This window comes from Streptomyces sp. NPDC059957 (genome assembly GCF_042730015.1).
Classification (GTDB): domain Bacteria; phylum Actinomycetota; class Actinomycetes; order Streptomycetales; family Streptomycetaceae; genus Streptomyces.
The window spans coordinates 31,970-50,272 of sequence record NZ_JBHWMB010000013.1; the positions used below are offsets into that span (position 1 = coordinate 31,970).

Genomic DNA, 18,303 nt, shown 5'->3' on the forward strand with positions numbered 1-18,303 from the left:
GGGGCAGGCTCGGGCGCAGGGCCGACCTCGGAGCCCAGCTCGGGGACGGGTACGCAGCCAGGCGCAGGGGCGGGCTCAGAGCCCAGCTCCGGTACAGCAACGCAGCCGGGCGCAGGGGCGGGCTCAGAGCCCAGCTCCGGTACGGCAACGCAGCCGGGCACCAGCTCGGGTGTGGGGGCAGGCTCGGGCGCAGGGCCGACCTCGGAGCCCAGCTCGGGGACGGGTACGCAGCCAGGCGCAGGGGCGGGCTCAGAGCCCAGCTCCGGTACGGCAACACAGCCGGGCTCAGGCCCAGAGTGGGGCTCGGAGCCGGGCTCCGGCTCCGGCCAAGGGGCTGGCAGGAACACGGGCGTGCAGCGGATCGCGGAACCCGATGCGGCGGCGGAGCGGGTCGCGGGCACGGAGCGGATCGCGGAACCGGACGCGGCAGCCGAACGGGCCACGGGCACGAACCCGCACCCGACCCCGACCCCGACCCCACAGCGGGGCACGGACGCGGCCCAGGAGCGGGCGGCCGAGCGGGTGACGGACACGGCCGGGGCCGCCGAACCGGACCCGGGGCGAGCCCCGGACGAGGCCGGTGCACCGAGCGGAGATGACGTAGCGGAGCGGGCCGCGGGCCCAGTGGCGGCCCAGGCCGCAAAACCGGTGGCGGCGCAGAGCGCGGACCAGGTGCCGGAGCCGAGCGGGGCCGCGGATGCGGTGACACAGCAGAGCGCGGGCGAGGGTGCGGCACAGGCCGCCGACCCGACGGCGGCGCAGAGCGCGGACTCAGCTCCGGCACAAGCCGCAGAGCAGGCGGCAGAGCAGGCGGCGGCGCGGGCCGCAGACCCGGCAGCGGCGCAGGCCGCACACCCGGCAGCGGCGCAGGCCGCACACCCGGCAGCGGCGCAGGCCGCACACCCGGTAGCGGCGCAGGCCGCAGAGCAGGCCGCCGACGACATCGCGGCACGCATCGTGATCGCAGGGCGAGCGGCCTCGCGGAAGCTGTCGGACAGCCTGCGGGAGGCGACGGTCGGGGATCTGCTGGCGGAGCTGGGCGGGATGGCCCCGGACCCCGACGAGCCCGGCGACATCTACGGCAACGGGGTCGTGGAGCGGCTGGAGCGGCGGGTCGCGGAGCTGCTCGGCACCGAGGACGCGGCCTTCTTCCCGACCGGGACCATGGCCCAGCAGATCGCGCTGCGCTGCTGGGCCGGCCGGACCGGGAACCCGGTGGTCGCCTTGCACCCGATGAGCCACCCGGAGCGCTGGGAGGGCGGCGCGCTGTCCGTCGTCTCGGGGCTGCGGACCGTCTACCCGACGGGCGAACCGCGCCAGCCGACCGCGTCCGAGCTCGCCGAGCTGCCGGAGCCGTTCGGGACGCTGATGCTGGAACTTCCGCTGCGGGACGCGGGCTTCCTGCTCCCGACCTGGGCGGAACTGTCGGCGCTGGTGGACACCGCCCGGGAACGGGACGCGGTGGTCCACTTCGACGGGGCCCGGCTGTGGGAGTCGACGGTCCACTTCGGCCGGTCGCTGCCGGAGATCGCGGCGCTGGCGGACTCGGTGTACGTCTCCTTCTACAAGTCCCTCGGGGGCCTCAGCGGGGCCGCCCTCGCCGGATCCGCGTCGCTCGTGGCGGAGGCGAGGGTGTGGCGGCACCGGTACGGGGGCCAGATCTTCCGCCAGTTCCCGGCCGCGCTGTCCGCCCTGGCCGGGCTGGAACGGGAACTGCCGCAGCTGCCCTCCTACGTGGCCAAGGCGCGGACGGTCGCCTACGCGATGTCCTCGGCGTTCGCCGCGGCGCCGGAGGTCCCCTGGTTCCGGGTCCACCCGGAGGTCCCGCACACCCACCAGTTCCAGGTGTGGCTCCCGTACGACGCGGACCGCCTCACGGAGGCGGGCCTGCGCCTCGCGGAGGAGACGGGCACGGTCCTCTTCCGCCGCTGGTCCCCCGACGGCCCGCCGGGCCTCGCGGTGACGGAGGTCGAAGTCACCCGCCCGGGCCTGTCCTGGACGGACGCCGAAGTCACGACGGCGGTAGCGGACTTCGTGGCCCGCCTGTAGCCCGGACGGGCGGGTAGCCGGCGGGGCGGACAGAACCGGGGCTGGGCTGTGCCGAGGCCGGCCGGGCCCGGGCTGGGCTGGCCCGGGCTGGTCTGGCCCGGGCCGACAGAGCCAGGCCAGGCCGGGCCGGGGCCGGGCCGGGCCGGGGCCGGCAGAGCCTGCGAGTGGGCAAGACCGTTGGGACAGAGCCCGTGGGCCGTGCGCCGGGCGTCAGACGGTCGGAGGCGCCAGTCAGCAGGCGGTGCATGGCCGAGCGCCAGGAGTGGTGGCCTGGGCCCGCAGGGCCGGGCCCAGACCGACCGGCCGAGTCGGCTGATCGGACCGGGCCTGGGAGTCGGCTGGAGCGCGGGGAGAGCCCCAGTGGGCCGCGCGCGCGGCCGTCAGGCAGTCGGGGGGCGGGCCGGTGGAAGGCCGAGCGCCAGGAGTGGCCTGGGCCCGCAGGGTCAAGCCGGGGACTGGCCGAATCGGCTGGCTGGGCCGGGCTTGGGGGTAGGCAGGAGTGCGGGAAGAGGACCCGCAGGCCGCGCGCCCGGCCGTCAGGCGGTCGGAGGGGCGAGTCAGCAGACGGTGCAAAGCCGAGCGCCCGCAGGAGCCCGGGCCCGCAGAGCCGGGGCCGGGGCCGGGCCGAGACCGACCGGCCGAGTCGGCTGACCGGACCGGGCCTGGGAGTCGGCAGGAGCGCGGGGAGAGGACCCGCAGGCCGCGCGCCCGGCCGTCAGGCGGTCGGAGGGCGGGTCAGCAGGCGGTGGAGGGCCGAGCGCCAGGGGTGGCGGGCCGAGGCGCCGTCGAGGACGGCCCGGAACTGTTCGTAGTTGCGGGCCGCGCGCAGGACGGCCACGTCGTCGCGGCCCGGCGGCGGGGGCATCGGGGTGCCGTGTTGTGAGGCCCGGTAGGCGTCGACGAGGTACTGCTCGATCGCGGTCATGCATCCACCCTGAACCTGTATGCGGGCGCTCCGCGCGGTGATTGACGGACCCCGTCAATCCGCCCGGCGGGGCGGCGGCTCCGGCCGGCTGGACCCCCGGGCCCCGGCCGGGCGCGGTGTGCCGCCGCTGCGCGGGGCGAAGTCCCCTACCCGCCCTTCCTCCACCGTTCCCAGGGCCAGCCCCTGCCCCGCGCCTCAAACGCCGGCGGGGCTGAGGATGCAGCGGGCTCTGCCCGGACCCGGTCCTCAAGCGCCAGACGGGCCGGGGGTACAACTGGGCTCCGCCCAGACCTCCTCCAACGCCGGCGACGGCTGGAAGTGCCACGGGGGCTCCCCACAGACCCCAGCCGGGGGGCTGGCGGGTGCCGGGCTCCGCACAGTCCCCTCTAGGGCTCCCCAGCCCCAGGTTTGCAGACGCCGGACGGCTGAGAACGCACCCGACGGGCGGGTGCCGGGTTCCGGGTGCACAGGCACTGGTGTGGCCCTGCCTGCGCCTGTACCTGTACCTGTGCCTGTGGCCGTGGCCGTGGCCGTGCCTGTGCCTGTGCCTGTGGCCGTGCCTGTGGCCGTGGCCGTGGCCGTGCCTGTGGCCGTGGCCGTGGCCGTGCCTGTGGCCGTGCCTGTGGCTGTGGCCGTGGCAGCGGCAGCGGCAGCGGCAGCGGCAGCGGCAGCGGCAGCGGCAGCGGCAGCGGCAGCGGCAGCGTGCCCCCAGCCCGTCCGGCGTTTGAGGACCGGTCAGGGCAGAGCCCTGGGAACGGGCGAAGGGCGGGTCGGCGACTCCGCCCCGTTTGATGGGGCGCGTCGACCACGACGACCACCGCCGCCACCACCACCACCACCACCACCACGAGGGTGTCCGCGCCGTGCCGTTACTCAGCCGGGCTGCCCAGCCCTGGCTCAGACCGCCGCCGAGTCCCCCGCAGGCGTTGCCCGCGCGCTCAGGGCGGGCCGCTCAGGCTGCGCCGCCGGGGCGGCCTCACTGTGCTCCGCGGCCTCGGCGGCGGTGTAGGAGGAGGCGAAGGTGAAGGCGCGCGGGGACGGCCCGTGCGCTCGTAGGTCTGCCAGCTGCGCCAGCGCCTCGCCGACGGTCGGGAGGTGCCCGGCGGGGACCCACCAGAGCACCATGTGCGCCTCGACGTGCCGGTCGAACCATTCGCGGCGTCGCCGCATCACCTCGAGGTGCCCGCTGCGGTAGGCGAAGTCCCACAGGGCTTCCTGGGTCTCCCACACCGACAGGTTGACGATGACGTTCTCGCCCGCCGGGCGCAGGCCGGTGGCGTCGGCCTCCCCGTCCCCCACGAGCCGCCACACGAAGCCGGGCGCGCCGTCGGCGGCGGCGTTGACCGGGTCGAGCATCTCGACGAAGGGCGCGATGCGCGGGTCGTCGAGCGGGTGGGTGAGCGTGGAGACGTTGAGCTGGGCGAGGTGGGCGGCATGCGCGGATGCGGTCATGGCCTCATCCCAGCACGACCCGTATTTCTATGTCAATGATCATTGTTTTTAGAATCCTCGACCACCACGCAACACTCACCCGGCCGGGCGTCCATCCGAGCGCGCACGGGACCGTCCGCACCCAACAGCCCCTCCAGCAGCGCGAGATTCATGCCGCAGACGAGCGGCGGGAAGCGTTCGGCGACGACATGGAAGGGGCAGTTGCGCATACGGACGACGGGTACGGCCACCCCGTCCGCCCCCTCGGCGCCTTCCAGATGGGGTTCATAGCCGCGGGCGGCGAGCATCTCCACCGCCTCCTCCAGGCCTCCACAGGGCGCCGCCGAGCCGCGCAGGGCCTCACCCCGGCGGCGAGCGGCCGTACAGAGCCCGGCGTCCAGCCCCGCTTGCTCGGCGGCCTCGGCCAGCAGCTCGGCGACCGTGCGGTAGTCCCGGGCGGGCAGCGACACCGACCACTCGACCCGCGCCCGCGTGTACACCTTGGCCGGACGGCCCGCCCCCGGCCCCGAACGGCCCGTCAGGCGCCGGCTGCCGCTCTCCAACAGCCCGGCCTCAGCCAGCCTGTCCAGGTGGTGCGCGGCAAGCGTGCGCGCCACCCCGGCCGCCTCGGCGGCCTCGTTGCGGCCGACCTCACGGCCCTGCGCCACCACGAACTCGTACAGGCGGCGCCGCACCGGATCCTGCAACACCGCGATCACATTGATGTCCTCCACCCGGCCATTCTAGGAACAACACAGATTGGAGATAGAAAGCCGAAATCCACCCCACCCGCAGCTCTGGACGCGGCCCCGCCCCCGGCCCCGATGCCCGCGCCGGGGCCAGGGCCAGGGCCGGGGACGGGGACGGGGGCGGGGTGGGGTGTCGGCCTGGACGTAAAGCGTGATTTGTGGCGCAAAGGAAGCCCGAGCCGTCGAAGACCGACAAAGGGCGCCTAAATCATGCAGTCCAGGCCGACACCCCACCCCGCCCCCGGCACCGGCCCACCGCAGCCACCCCACCCCATCCCACCCGCATCGGCCGGGTGGCCGAACGAGGCGTGGCCTGGCAAGCACCAGGCCCGCGCAGCGGCAGAATGATCTGATGAGCGTCACCATCGACATCACCGGGCTCCCCGCGGAGCGGATCGGCTTCGCGCCGTCCCCGCTCGCAGAGCTCTGCATGGCGTTGCACGCGCTCTCCCAGCCCGGCCATCACCCCGGGCTCGCCTCCTGGACCTCCACCACCGCGGCCGCCCTCGAACCCGACCTCGCGGACCGGCTGCTGGAGGGCGATTTCATGTGGCGCAGCTCCTTCGCCGATCTGTTCATGGCCTTCGCCGGGATCCCCGGCGGCTCCGGCCTGCCCGCCGCCACCCTGGCGGCCGAGCTCGACGTACTCGACCGGCTGGACGACGAGCGGTTCGTGACGGCCGCGCTGGAGCACTGCCGGCTGGGCCTCTACAGCGAAGACGCCGGGCCGTCCCCGCTCGCGGATCCGCTCGCCCGGGCCAAGGCCCTGGAGACGGCCTCCGCGCGCGGGCCGCAGCAGTTGGCCTTCGCCGTGCGGGTGCTCGACGACACCGCCGGTGTACGGGTCTGGCTGCGCCGGCTCCTGGAGGACTGCGACGAGGCCTTCTTCGCCGAGACCTGGCGCCGGGTCGAGCCCCGTCAGAGCGCGGACGCCCGGCACAAGAAGGAGGTGCTGCGGCGCAAGGGGCTGCCCGCCGTGCTGAAGGAGGTCTCCTCGGCGCTGAGCGCCGACGAGCGGCTGACCACGGTCACGGTGGACAAGATGGTCCACGGGTCCACGACCGCGACCGACCCCCGAATAGGCGACGGCCTGCTGTTCGTGCCCACGAACTTCGGCTGGCCCCACCTGCTGGTACTGCACGCCCCCGGCTGGCGCCCGGTGATCCACTACCCGCTCGGCTCGCCCGAACTGGCCTCCTCCCCGGGGTCGGTGGAGCTGCTGCAGCGGCGCATGGAGGCACTGGCCCATCCGATGCGGATGCTGCTGTGCCGCAACCTGGCGCGCGCCCCGTACACGACCGGCGAGTTGGCGGCCGCGCACGGGATCACCGCCCCGGAGGTCTCCCGCCACCTGACGGTACTGAAGAAGGCAGGGCTGATCCAGACCCGCCGCCAAGGACGGTACGTCCAGCACCAGCTGGACCTGGCGGCGGTCGCGCGGATCGGCTCCGACTTCATCGAGGGCATCCTGCGGTAGCTCTGCAGTAGCCCAGCGGTAGCTCTGCGGCAGCCCTGCCGTAGCTCTGCGGTAGCCATGCCCTGGCTCTGCCGTGGCCCTGCGGCAACCCCGCGGGAGCGGAGAGCGGGCACTGGCCTGTTTTCGACGGCTCAGATACTCCGATATACGGATTTCACAAACCGGAATCAGTGAAAAGTCTGGCCATGGCCGCCACTTGGTGTCTAACGTGCGTCCACCGCTCCCCCTTACTCGGCGCAACGCACCTGACCTGCGTCCGCATCCGCGTACCAGCACCCTCACACCCCTGCACCCCTGCACCCCTGCACCCCTGCACGCTGCATCGCTGCACGCCGTACCACCAACGCCGCACAGCCTTACGCCACACGCCACACGCCATACGCATGCGCACGCGCATCTGCCGTGGAAGGACTTTCATGCCCTCACGCCGTATAGCCGCAGCCACCGCCGCCCTGGCGGCCGCGGCCCTCGTCTCCCCGCTGCTCCTCGCCGGACCCGCCGGAGCCACCGGCAGCCCGCAGAGCGACGCCGCCCGGGCGGACGCGCTGGCCCGAAAGCTGGTCAAGGACTCCACCGGCAAGGGTGCCAACAACCACCTGAAGGTCTTCCAGGCCATCGCCGACTACAACAACGGCAACCGCGTGGCGGGTTCCAAGGGCCACGCCCAGTCGGCCCAGTACGTCGAGTTCGTCATGCGCGCGGCCGGATACAAGGTCACCAAGAACGAGTTCAACTTCGTGTACGTCGAGACGGTCGCCGAGACCTTGAAGGTCAACGGCGCGGCCGGCCGCGACGTCCCGATCAAGCTGATGACGTACACCGCCAGCGGCCCGGCGGACGGCGTGACGGCGCAGGTCGCCGCCACCCCGGTCGACGCCGACGGCACCAACGGCTGCGAGGCCGCCGACTTCGCCGCGGGCGCCTTCACCGGCAAGATCGCGCTGATCAAGCGCGGCGGCTGCGCCTTCGCGGTCAAGCAGCAGAACGCGGCGACCGCCGGCGCGGTCGGCGCGGTGATCTACAACAACACCGCGGGCGCCCTGAACGGCACCATAGGTGCGGCGGACGCCGGCAAGATCCCGACCGGCGGTGTCACGCAGGAAGAGGGCGAGCGGCTCGCCGCCGACGTCGCCGCGGGACCGGTCGAGGTCACCCTCGACATCCGCGAGCTCCGCGAGGACCGCAAGACGTACAACGTCATCGCGGAGACGCGGGGCGGCGACGAGAACAACACCGTCTTCCTCGGCGCGCACCTCGACTCCGTCGCGGCGGGCCCGGGCATCAACGACAACGGCTCCGGCTCGGCCGGCATCCTCCAGGTCGCGCAGAGGCTCGCGAGCAGCCAGACGAAGATCAAGAACAAGGTCAAGTTCGCCTGGTGGTCGGCGGAGGAGTTCGGCCTGCTCGGCTCCGAGGCGTACGTCGCCGGGCTGACGGACGACCAGAAGAAGAAGATCAAGCTCTACCTGAACTTCGACATGATCGCCTCGCCGAACGCCGCGTACTTCGTCTACGACGGCGACGACTCGGACAAGGTCGGCGCGGGCCCCGGCCCCGAGGGCTCGGCCCAGCTGGAGAAGGGGATCAACGACTTCCTCGACTCCAAGAACATCCCGCGTGAGGGCACCGACTTCTCGGGCCGCTCGGACTACGGCCCGTTCATCGAGGTCGGCATCCCCTCGGGCGGTACGTTCACGGGCGCCGAGGGCATCAAGACGGCCGAGCAGGCGGCGAAGTTCGGTGGACAGGCCGGGGTCGCGTACGACGTGAACTACCACGGCAAGGGCGACACGATCGCGAACATCGACCAGAAGGCGCTCGACATCAACGTCGACGTCATCGCGGACGCGGTGGGGCACTACGCGTACGACCTCGCGCCGCTGGGCCGGCCGGTCGTCTCCGAGCCGAGCACCGGTACCGGTAGTGGAGGTGGCCTCCACGAGGGCCACGACCACGTCGGCGACACGGAGTAATCCGTCCTGAGGGGGCGGGTAGGGGACGGCCGCTGCGCGGCGCCGAGTCCCCTACCCGCCCCTTCGCCCATCCCCCAGACTCCGTCCGGGGGACCCCCAGCCGGGGCTCCGCCCCGGACGCTACCCCGGCCAGGGGGCCACCCCGACCGGCTGGATCAGCCAGCCGAAGTCGCCGAGCCCGCCGCGGGCGGTGAGTTCCGCGGCCTCCCCGGCACGGGACAGCGCGCGCACGTACGCCGCCGGGTCCGTGGAGGCCAGCGCCAGCGCCGGCCGCGCCCCCGAGACGCCGAGCGCGGCCAGCGCGTCCCGCTGCGTCAGCAGCAGCGCCCCCGGCCCCGCGCACGCGTCGAGCGCCACGTGCGCGGTGACGTCGCAGCTCCCGTCCGGAACGGGGGCGGTCTCCCGCCCGGCGCGGAATCCGGTCAGCGTCCCGAAGGGCGGCCTGGCATCCCGGGTGTGGGCGTAGTCCACGGCGACCGCGAGGCCCCGCTCCACCGTCGCGACGGCTCCCGCCCAGGCCTCGTCACGCGACCGGCCGATCTCCGCCCGGCCCCCGCCCGCGCCGGACTCCACACCCAGGCCGGACTCCACACCCGGGCCGGACCCCACGCCCGCGCCGGACCCCCCGCCCGCGCCGGACCCCCCGCCCGCGCCGGACTCCCCGCCCCCGCCAAACCCCACGCCCACGCCCCCGCCCGCCCCCGGCCACCACCGCTCCAGCCAGGCCCGGTCCGGACCGTCCAGGGGGCCGCCCGGGCTCTCCGTGCCGTCCCGCGCGACCTCCACGTAGCGGCCGTCCTCCGCGAGGTCCAGCGGTACGTTGTCGAGCCACTCGTTGGCGAACAGCAGCCCCCGGGTCCCCCGGGGCGGCTCGCCCACCCAGCGGATCCGCCCGTCGAGCCCGGCGGGCCGCCCCGCGCGCTCCACCCCGTACGGCCGCACCCGCGCGGCGGTCTCCGGCGGCAGCGCCGCCAGCACCCCGGCCAGCAGTTCACCGCGTCCGGCCCCTACGTCGACCAGGTCCAGGTCCTCCGGACGGCCGAGCTCCCCGTCGACCCACAGGAGCAGCCGGGCCACGGCCCCCGCGTAGAGCGGCGAGGCGTGCACGGAGGTGCGGAAATGCCCTGCGGGGCCGGGCCCGCCGGGGCGTACGTAGAAGCCGTCGGGTCCGTACAGCGCCCGCTCCATCGCCGTCCGCCAGCGGACCGGACCCGCCTGCGGACCGGGCTTCGGACCCGGCCGGCCCGCCTGTGCCCTGCCTTCACCCTGAGTGCTCATCGCTGAAAGGTTATGGTCGCCTCCACCTCCGGTAGTACTCGCGTCTCGCTCGGATCGCCCCTCTGGTTGACTCCAGCACCTATCTGCTGTCCCTACTCTGGGTTACGTGCAGCGCCTCTACGATTTCCTCCGCAGACACCCGACGGGCGTCGACAGCTTCTGGGCTGTCCTCTTCTTCGGGTTCTCGATGGCCATCGTCGCCTCGGAGCACCAGGGCACCGGCACCGCGCTGCTCGCCACGCCCTGCGTGGTCGCGCTGAGCACCGCCGTGGGCCTGCGCCGCAAGCGGACCGTGCCGGCGTTCTGGCTCACCGTCGCCACCGGCCTGTACCAGCTGGCCATCGGCGCGGAGGTGAGCTTCTACGACTTCGCGATGCTCGTCATCCTCTTCACCGTGGCCGCCGCCGACGTGCCGCGCTGGGTCTCGCGCGCCGCCCTGGGCTGGGGACTGCTCGCCTCCCCGCTGTACTTCGCGCGCATCGGCGTGGACAAGAACAGCTCCACCACCGACAGTGTGCTCTTCGTCGTGTTCATGATGATCCCGTTCGCCCTCGCCTGGGTCATGGGCGACTCCCTGCGCACCCGCCGGGCCTATTACGCCCAGCTCGTCGAACGCAACCAGCGCCTGGAGCAGGAGCGCGCGGCCCAGGCCAAGGTGGCCGTCGCCGCAGAGCGGGCCCGGATCGCCCGCGAGCTGCACGACGTCGTCGCGCACAACGTCTCGGTGATGGTGGTCCAGGCCGACGGCGCCGCCTACGTGATGGACGCGGCGCCCGAGCAGGCCAAGGAGGCCCTGCAGACCATCTCCGGCACCGGGCGCCTGGCCCTCGCCGAGATGCGCCGGCTGCTGGGCGTCCTGCGCACCGGCGAGCCGCAGGAGTCCGAGGACTACGTGCCGCAGCCCGACGTGGAGCAGATCGAGGTGCTGGTCGAGCAGGTACGGGCGGCCGGTCTCGCGGTGGACTTCGAGGTCGAGGGCGCCCCGCGCAAGCTGCCCAGCGGCGTGGAGCTGACGGCGTACCGAATCGTCCAGGAGGCGCTGACCAACACGCGCAAGCACGGCGGCCCCGACGCGAAGGCCAGCGTGCGGCTCGTCTACTTCGACGACGGGCTCGGCCTGCTCGTCGAGGACGACGGCCGGGGCGCGGCCCGCGAGCTGTACACGGACGGCGGCGCGGACGGCGCCGGACACGGGCTGATCGGCATGCGCGAACGCATCGGTATGGTCGGAGGCACCATCGACGCGGGCCCCCGGCCCGGTGGCGGCTTCCGGATCAGCGCCCTGCTCCCCCTGAAGAAAAGGTGACCATGTCCTTCCCCACCGGCCCCTCCATCCGCGTGATGCTGGTCGACGACCAAGTACTGCTGCGCACCGGTTTCCGGATGGTGCTCGCCGCACAGCCCGACATGGAGGTCGTCGCCGAGGCCGGCGACGGTCTGGAGGCGCTGGAGGTGCTGCGCGCCACCAAGGTGGACGTGGTGCTGATGGACGTGCGCATGCCCCGTCTCGACGGGGTCGAGGCGACGCGCCGCATCTGCGAGCCGGAGGAGCACCCCAAGGTCATCATCCTGACCACCTTCGACCTCGACGAGTACGCCTTCTCGGGCCTGAAGGCGGGCGCGAGCGGGTTCATGCTCAAGGACGTCCCGCCGGGCGAACTGCTGGCCGCGATCCGCTCGGTGCACAGCGGCGACGCGGTCGTCGCCCCGTCCACGACGCGCCGGCTGCTGGACCGCTTCGCGCCGATGCTGCCGTCGACCTCGGCGGAACCGCGGAACAAGGACGTCGAGCGGCTGACGGAGCGCGAGCGCGAGGTCATGCTGCTGGTCGCCCAGGGCCTGTCGAACGGCGAGATCGCCGCCCGCCTGGTCCTGTCGGAGGCCACGGTCAAGACCCATGTGGGCCGCATCCTGACCAAGCTGAACCTGCGCGACCGGGTGCAGGTCGTGGTCCTGGCGTACGAGACCGGGCTGGTCCGTGCGGGCGGCGGCGGGACCCTGTAGACCGTGCGCACCTCGAAGCCGCCCCTCGTACGGGACGGCTCCATATCCATGTCCGGCCCCGGCTCCGTACCCGGGGCCCGGCGCCGCAGGCGGTGGCCCCTCTTCACCGTGCTGGGGGCGGCCGTCCTGGCCCTGGCGATCCTGCTCGCCGGCGGCTGCCGGTCCACCGGACCGGACTGGGGAGCCGAGCTGGACACGGGCCCGGATCCGGACCTGGGGGTCACCGAGGCGCGGGCCTACTCGGTGTGGCACTGGAACGTGGCGGGGAGCGCCATCCATCACGGCCGGACCGACACCGGCCTGATCGAGAACGCCGCCCGGTCCATCACGGCGGCGCGGCCCGACTTCATGTCCTTCAACGAGATCTGCCAGGGCCAGTACGAGGCCCTGGTGAAGCGGCTCGCCAGGACCGAGGGGTGGAAGACGCCGTACGCCCACGCCCGGTTCACCCTGACCCGGGCCCCCGGCACCGGCATCTGCGAGGGCGGCGGCTACGGGAACGCGCTGCTCAGCAGCCATGAGCTCGGTCCGTCCAAGGACTACGTCCTGCCCAAGGACTACACCAAGGCCGAGAAGAACCGGCTGACGGCCGTGGGGCGGGGCGTCGAGGACCGCAAAATGCTCTGCGCACCGCTGCGGGACCAGCCGCGGATGAAGTTCTGCACGGTCCACATCACCGGATCGAACCGCCCCATGCCCACCGGGGGCGGCGGCTCCGCGAAGAAGAAGATCAACGCGCAGCAGCTGACCGCGGTGGGCCGGGTGCTCGACTCCTTCGCCAAGGCCAGGCAGGTGTACCTCGTCGCGGGCGACTTCAACGCCCAGCCCGACCTCGACGAGTACGCCCGCCTGAAGCCCCTGATGGAGAAGCACACCGAGCTCGACGACTCCGACCCCGACCACTGCCCGGGCTACGGCTCGTGGACGGCGCTGCCCCCGCGCGAGGTCAACGGGCCCCCCGCGTGCGGTCCGCACGCGAAGATCGACCTGATCCTCGCCCGCGGCGACCTGCCCGGGGGCACCTATTCGGCGCGGGCGCAGAACATCCCGGGCGACTGCGAGGCCGTCGGGCCGGACGACCGGATCGCCGTGCCGGTGAAGCGGGTCAACTGCTCCGACCACCGCATCCTGACGGGCCGCGCCACCCTCGCGGTCCCCACGGGCTGAGCCGGCCGGCAGCCGGCCATCGGGCAGATCACCCAGCGGTCGGGGCGGTCACAGCATCAGAAGCGCTGCACGAACTCGCAGGTGCTCGGGACCACGGCGTCGACGGGGGCCGAGTCGGCGAGCAGCATGTCGAAGTCGGCGGGGTTCTCGCCGCAGTCGATCCGGTCGAATCCGCCGTTGCGGCTCAGGACGGTGTCGTTGCCGCCGCGCCCGTTGAAGGTGAGGGTCGTGCCGGGCGAGGCGTTCCAGCCGTCCGAGTCGGTGAGCCGGTCGGGTCCGCTGCCACCGACGAGGATGTCGTCCCCTTCCCCGCCGACGAGGTCGCTCGGGACCGAGGTGTTGTTCGTGGCCACGTCGTCGCGGTCGCCCAGCGACGCCTGGATGCGCGTCACGGCCCCCGTGCCGCAGCGGACGGTGTTGGCGTTGCTGAACTGGACACAGCCGGGGCCCGGGGTCAGGGTGCTCCCCGAGTCGGTCACCTGGAAGAACCCGCCGCTGATGCTGAAGGTGACGTTGTTCGACTCTCCGGGGAGCGCGGCGAAGTTGATCTGGCTGCCGTTGCGCATCACGAACGCGGGGTCGGCGGCGGCGGGGCCGGCGAACGCCAGCGTCGCGGTGAGCGCGGCCACGGCGGGGGCGGCGATGCGTGCGGTGCGGAGGATGTTCACGAGTGCAGTCCTTCGGTTGCGAACGCGGACCGGGTCGAGGGTCCGTCGGTCCTGAGCACTACCCGGAGCAACCGTCAGTTTCATATCATCTACACGGAGTTACCTCGACTGCCGTACGGAACACCCGTCCGGCCACCGCCGAGCGGCGTACAGCGGCGACGCCACACCCGGACGCCGCGCCCGGACGGCGCGCCCGGACGGCAGGCCGCCCGAGCGTCAGGTCATCCAGCGGTCCGGGCGGGCCGCGGCCCGGGAGGTGCGCGAGCGGGCCGCCTGGGCGTGGAGCAGCTCGGCGGCCTGGGCCGCGCCGCGCAGGCGGGCCGTGACCGTACCGTTCGCGCCTGTGTCCACATGGACGTCGGCCAGGCCGCGGGCGCGCTGCCAGGGGCCCTGGGAGTGGCGCACGCTCTGCACCTTGGCGTGCGGGACGATCTCCGTACGGCGGCACAGTCGGCCGTGGCGGGCGGCGAACACGTCCGCGGAGACGGCCAGGCCGTACCCCTTCCACCACACCGGCACCACCCAGCGCGATCCGCTCCGGGGCGAGGGCTCGAAGACGAGGCCCCCGAGGTCTACGCCGGGCAGCACCCGCGCGACGACGGCGTGGGCGTCGGCCCGGGTGGCCACCGGGACCAGGACGTTGTTCTTCGAGCCGGCCACCGCCAGCTCCACCCGGACCCAGCCGCGCCGGCGCCACAGCAGCGGCTCGACGATCCGTACGGTCTGCACGCGACCCGGCGGCACCGTCTCGTGGGCGCGGTCGAGCATCCCGTGGTCGAGCCGGAGCCCGTCCGGGGACTCGGCGACCCGCCAGTCGTACTCGGCGAGGAACCGGCCGGCGCTGCCCGCCCACATCGCGCCCAGGACCGGGAGCAGGGTGACGATGGCCACCCACGGGTTGGAGCTGAACCACCACACCAGCGAGGGGCCGGCGATCCCGCCGACGAGGATCGCCCACGTGGTCAGGGTGAGCAGCAGGGACACCGCCAGATCGCGCGGCGCCACGCGGAGCAGCTCCCGCTCGGGGGCCTCCCCCAGGAGCGGCGCCTCGGCCGGGGTGAAACCGGCCGCGCGGGCCAGCAGCTCGGCGCGGAGCGAGACGGCGTCCTTCTCCGAGAGGAAGGCCAGCTCGTCCTTGGCCTCGGTGCCGATGACGTCGAGCCGCAGCTTGGCGACGCCCGCGATGCGGCCCAGGAGGGGGCGGGTGACGTCGACCGCCTGGATCCGGTCGAGGCGGATGTGCGCGGTGCGGCGGAACAGGAGCCCGCTGCGGATGCGCAGTTCGGTGTCGGTGACGGCGTAGTGCGTGAACCACCAGCTGAGGAAGCCGTACGCGCCGAAGACGAGGACGAGTGCGAACAGCGCGAGGACCCGCAGGACGGTGGAGACGGCCGTCACCCACTCGGCGAGGTTCTCGCCCTGCTGGGCGACGATGCCGATGGTCGCCGCGATCGGCACCCAGGCGCGGCGCAGCGGGGTGAGGACGTGCAGCCGCCGCTCCTGACCGGGCCCGGCCGCGGGCTCGGCCACCGGCACGGCCCCGGCCTCCGGCGCCTGGGGCTCCGCCCCCACCTCGGGTGTGGCCGGCCGGGCTCCGGCCGCGGACTCCCGCTCGGCCCCGGACCCACCCTCGGCACCGGCACCGGCACCGGCACCAACCGATGGCGTCACAGCCCCGCCGACCTTGCCTCGCCGAGCTCCGTCAGCCGGTCGCGCAGCCGTTCCGCCTCCTCGGGCGCGAGTCCGGGGATCGTTGCATCGGTCGCCGCCGCGGCCGTGTGGAGCTGCACGGTGGCCAGCCCGTAGCGGCGCTCCAGGGGGCCCGAGGTCACCTCCACCAGCTGCATCCGCCCGTACGGGACCACGGTCTGCTCCCGCCACATCACGCCCCGGCTGATCAGCAGGTCGTCCGCGCGCTCCGCGTACCGCCAGGACCGCCAGTTCCGTCCGAGCATCACCCAGCCCCAGGCCAGCACCACCAGCCAGAACCCGCCGACCGCAGCCCACCCCGGTCCGACGGCCAGCCCCAGCACGACGGCCGTCACCACCGCGAAGAGGGACATCCACAGCGCCAGCAGGAGCCTGCGCAGCGTCAGCAGCTCTCCCCGCAGCCCCACCCACTCGGGCAGACCCGTCCCACCCTCTGTCCCCGTGTCCATCCCCCCACCCTAGGCCGTCTCTTTCGGATCTTGCCGGGCCCGCAGCGCCCGCCGGCCGCCGCGCCCCGATCCGCTATCCGGACCGAGCTACGGGTCGCCCCCGCCGGCTGAGACAATGCCGCCATGACGGAGACCACGGTCGGCATCGGCGGCGCGGCGGAGAGCACCGACATGGTGCTCAACATCGGCCCCCAGCACCCTTCCACGCACGGCGTGCTGCGCCTGCGCCTCGTCCTGGACGGCGAGCGCATCGTGAGCGCCGAGCCGGTGGTCGGCTACATGCACCGCGGCGCCGAGAAGCTCTTCGAGGCCCGCGACTACCGCCAGATCGTGATGCTCGCGAACCGCCACGACTGGCTGTCCGCATTCTCCAACGAGCTGGGCGTGGTCATGGCCGTCGAGCGGATGCTCGGCATGGAGGTGCCCGAGCGGGCCGTGTGGATGCGGACCCTGCTCGCCGAGCTGAACCGGGTCCTGAACCACCTGATGTTCCTCGGCTCGTACCCCCTGGAGCTGGGCGGCATCACCCCGATCTTCCACGCGTTCCGCGAGCGCGAGGAGCTCCAGGCCGTCATGGAGGAGATCTCCGGCGGCCGCATGCACTACATGTTCAACCGGGTCGGCGGCCTCAAGGAGGACCTCCCGGCCGGCTGGCTGGGCCGGGCCCGCGCCGCCATCGCCGACGTCAACACGCGCATGCACGTCTACGACGACCTGGTGCGCGGCAACGAGATCTTCCGCGCCCGCACCCGCGGCGTCGGCGTCCTGTCCGCCGAGGCCGTCCACGCGTACGGGGTCTCCGGCCCGATCGCCCGCGCCTCCGGCGTCGACTTCGACCTGCGCCGCGACGAGCCCTACCTCGCCTACGGCGAGCTCCAGGACGTCCTGAAGGTCGTCACCCGTACCGAGGGCGACTGCCTGGCCCGCTTCGAAGTGCTGCTGGAGCAGACCCACAACGCCCTGGACATCGCGGTCGCCTGCCTGGACCGGATGGCGGAGCTGGCGCCCGGCCCGATCAACCAGCGGCTGCCGAAGGTGCTCAAGGCGCCCGAGGGCGAGACCTACGCCTGGACCGAGAACCCGCTGGGCATCAACGGCTACTACCTGGTCTCCAAGGGCGAGAAGACCCCGTACCGGCTCAAGCTGCGCTCGGCGTCGTACAACAACATCCAGGCGCTGGCGGTCCTGCTCCCCGGGCAGCTCGTCGCGGACATGGTCTCGATCCTCGGCTCGCTGTTCTTCGTCGTCGGCGACATCGACAAGTGACGATGCCCGCGGCCGCTGTCCCACCTTCCGCCTAGTGCTGTGACCGGAAAGGTTCACCGGGTCACGACGCCCGGCACGGCACCTCGCCGCGTTGTCGGACCACGGAAGTACGTCCAGTACGAGCCGCGGTCCTCCGCCTTGCGATGCACCGCACCGGACGCCGCGACCCGGCAAACCTTCCCGGCCACAGCACTAGGCTGCCCGCATGACGTCAGCAGACCCGCACCCGCACCCCGGCATATACGCCGCCTACCTGCGGCGGCTCGGCATCGAGGAGCCCGGCGCGCCGTCCGTGGAGGGGCTGTTCGCCCTCCAGCGGGCGCACCTGGAGCGCGTCCCCTACGAGAACGTCGACATCCAGCTCGGCCGCGCCCCCGGCATCGACCCCGAGCTGTCGGCACGCCGCTTCGCCGCCGGTCGCGGTGGCTACTGCTTCCACCTCAACGGGGCCTTCGCGGCGCTCCTCGACCACCTCGGCTACGAGGTCACCCGCCATGTGGGCGGCGTGTACAAGGAGTCCCAGTCCGAAGACGCCGCACGGGGCGTGAGCGGCGACCACCTGGCACTCACCGTCCGCGTGCCGGGGGCCGGGAACACCGGCGTCACCGACACCTTCTACGTGGACGCCGGGCTCGGCGACGGCCCGTACGAGCCGCTGCCGCTGCGCGAAGGCTCGTACCGCCAGGGGGTCTTCGCCTACTCCCTGGAACGGCTGCCCGCGGTGGGCTGGCTCTACCGCCACCCGGGCAGCTCCGCCCCGCTCGCGAACTTCCGCACGGAGCCCGCCGGGCCGGCCGCGGCGGCCGGCTTCGCGGCCGAGCACCTGCGGCTGTCGACCTCCCCGGACTCCGGTTTCGTACGGACCTTCGCGGCCCTGCGGCGCGACGCGGACGGCATCGACGCCCTGCGGGGGCGGGTGCTGAGCCGCATCGACCCGGTGCGGGGGAACACCGAGCGCGTGCTCGACGGCCCGGAGGAGTTCTACGCCGCGCTGGAGGGGGTCTTCGGCCGCGCGCTCGACGACCTGACCCCGACCGACCGCACGGCCCTGTGGACCCGGGTGGACCGGGCCCACGAGAGCTGGGCGGCCGCCCGGGGCCACTGACCCGGGGGCGGCCGGGCGGGCCGATGTCCGTGGGGCAGGGCAGACTTGGGGG

General features: G+C 73.5%; 15 protein-coding genes. 8 read left to right on the forward strand and 7 right to left on the reverse strand.

The window, feature by feature from the left end; translation table 11 throughout:
- Nucleotides 1-942 precede the first annotated feature (942 nt).
- On the forward strand, nucleotides 943-2,049 hold the full coding sequence (locus ACFWBW_RS11385; RefSeq protein WP_385370808.1) for a threonine aldolase family protein: 1,107 nt from the start codon (nucleotides 943-945) through the stop codon (nucleotides 2,047-2,049).
- A 715-nt stretch (nucleotides 2,050-2,764) separates the two neighbouring features.
- Here the strand turns inward: ACFWBW_RS11385 and ACFWBW_RS11390 are convergent.
- From ACFWBW_RS11390 to ACFWBW_RS11400, 3 genes are all read right to left on the reverse strand, one after another.
- The gene (locus ACFWBW_RS11390; RefSeq protein ID WP_385370608.1) at nucleotides 2,765-2,974 is read right to left on the reverse strand and encodes a hypothetical protein; all 210 of its coding nucleotides are present in this window, start codon (nucleotides 2,972-2,974) and stop codon (nucleotides 2,765-2,767) included.
- 897 nt (nucleotides 2,975-3,871) lie between these two features.
- Nucleotides 3,872-4,426: a DUF3291 domain-containing protein gene (locus tag ACFWBW_RS11395; RefSeq protein WP_385370610.1), complete on the reverse strand. Its 555-nt coding sequence runs from the start codon at nucleotides 4,424-4,426 to the stop codon at nucleotides 3,872-3,874.
- A gap of 32 nt (nucleotides 4,427-4,458) precedes the next feature.
- On the reverse strand, nucleotides 4,459-5,139 hold the full coding sequence (locus ACFWBW_RS11400) for a helix-turn-helix transcriptional regulator (RefSeq protein ID WP_385370612.1): 681 nt from the start codon (nucleotides 5,137-5,139) through the stop codon (nucleotides 4,459-4,461).
- Nucleotides 5,140-5,506: 367 nt separating this feature from the next.
- On the opposite strand from ACFWBW_RS11400, the gene ACFWBW_RS11405 reads away from it, so the two are divergent.
- Both ACFWBW_RS11405 and ACFWBW_RS11410 read left to right on the forward strand, forming a co-directional pair.
- Nucleotides 5,507-6,631, forward strand: coding sequence for a DUF5937 family protein (locus ACFWBW_RS11405; RefSeq protein WP_385370614.1), 1,125 nt, complete (start codon nucleotides 5,507-5,509; stop codon nucleotides 6,629-6,631).
- 416 nt (nucleotides 6,632-7,047) lie between these two features.
- Entirely contained in the window at nucleotides 7,048-8,604 is a 1,557-nt protein-coding gene (locus tag ACFWBW_RS11410; RefSeq protein WP_385370616.1) for a M28 family metallopeptidase, read from the forward strand.
- Between the two features lie 120 nt (nucleotides 8,605-8,724).
- On the opposite strand, the gene ACFWBW_RS11415 is transcribed toward ACFWBW_RS11410, so the two are convergent.
- Nucleotides 8,725-9,882, reverse strand: coding sequence for a hypothetical protein (locus ACFWBW_RS11415; RefSeq protein ID WP_385370618.1), 1,158 nt, complete (start codon nucleotides 9,880-9,882; stop codon nucleotides 8,725-8,727).
- A gap of 106 nt (nucleotides 9,883-9,988) precedes the next feature.
- Between ACFWBW_RS11415 and ACFWBW_RS11420 the strand changes: the two genes are divergently transcribed.
- The 3 genes from ACFWBW_RS11420 to ACFWBW_RS11430 are packed head-to-tail and all read left to right on the forward strand — an operon-like array spanning nucleotide 9,989 to nucleotide 13,053.
- Entirely contained in the window at nucleotides 9,989-11,188 is a 1,200-nt protein-coding gene (locus ACFWBW_RS11420) for a sensor histidine kinase (protein WP_385370620.1), read from the forward strand.
- 2 nt (nucleotides 11,189-11,190) lie between these two features.
- Nucleotides 11,191-11,886, forward strand: a complete 696-nt coding sequence (locus ACFWBW_RS11425; protein WP_385370622.1) for a response regulator — start codon at nucleotides 11,191-11,193, stop codon at nucleotides 11,884-11,886.
- Nucleotides 11,887-11,889: 3 nt separating this feature from the next.
- On the forward strand, nucleotides 11,890-13,053 hold the full coding sequence (locus ACFWBW_RS11430) for an endonuclease/exonuclease/phosphatase family protein (RefSeq protein ID WP_385370623.1): 1,164 nt from the start codon (nucleotides 11,890-11,892) through the stop codon (nucleotides 13,051-13,053).
- A gap of 56 nt (nucleotides 13,054-13,109) precedes the next feature.
- On the opposite strand, the gene ACFWBW_RS11435 is transcribed toward ACFWBW_RS11430, so the two are convergent.
- The 3 genes from ACFWBW_RS11435 to ACFWBW_RS11445 all read right to left on the reverse strand — a co-directional run bounded on the left by ACFWBW_RS11435 (nucleotide 13,110) and on the right by ACFWBW_RS11445 (nucleotide 15,880).
- Nucleotides 13,110-13,721 (reverse strand): hypothetical protein, encoded by a 612-nt coding sequence (locus ACFWBW_RS11435; RefSeq protein ID WP_385370625.1) that lies wholly within the window; start codon nucleotides 13,719-13,721, stop codon nucleotides 13,110-13,112.
- A 216-nt stretch (nucleotides 13,722-13,937) separates the two neighbouring features.
- On the reverse strand, nucleotides 13,938-15,392 hold the full coding sequence (locus ACFWBW_RS11440) for a PH domain-containing protein (protein WP_385370627.1): 1,455 nt from the start codon (nucleotides 15,390-15,392) through the stop codon (nucleotides 13,938-13,940).
- Complete coding sequence (locus ACFWBW_RS11445; protein WP_385370629.1) at nucleotides 15,389-15,880, reverse strand: PH domain-containing protein; 492 nt, start codon at nucleotides 15,878-15,880, stop codon at nucleotides 15,389-15,391. Before ACFWBW_RS11445 ends, ACFWBW_RS11440 begins: the two co-directional genes overlap by 4 nt.
- A gap of 123 nt (nucleotides 15,881-16,003) precedes the next feature.
- On the opposite strand from ACFWBW_RS11445, the gene ACFWBW_RS11450 reads away from it, so the two are divergent.
- Both ACFWBW_RS11450 and ACFWBW_RS11455 read left to right on the forward strand, forming a co-directional pair.
- Nucleotides 16,004-17,146, forward strand: a complete 1,143-nt coding sequence (locus ACFWBW_RS11450; RefSeq protein WP_250754463.1) for an NADH-quinone oxidoreductase subunit D — start codon at nucleotides 16,004-16,006, stop codon at nucleotides 17,144-17,146.
- A gap of 205 nt (nucleotides 17,147-17,351) precedes the next feature.
- On the forward strand, nucleotides 17,352-18,251 hold the full coding sequence (locus tag ACFWBW_RS11455; RefSeq protein WP_385370631.1) for an arylamine N-acetyltransferase: 900 nt from the start codon (nucleotides 17,352-17,354) through the stop codon (nucleotides 18,249-18,251).
- Nucleotides 18,252-18,303 lie beyond the last annotated feature (52 nt).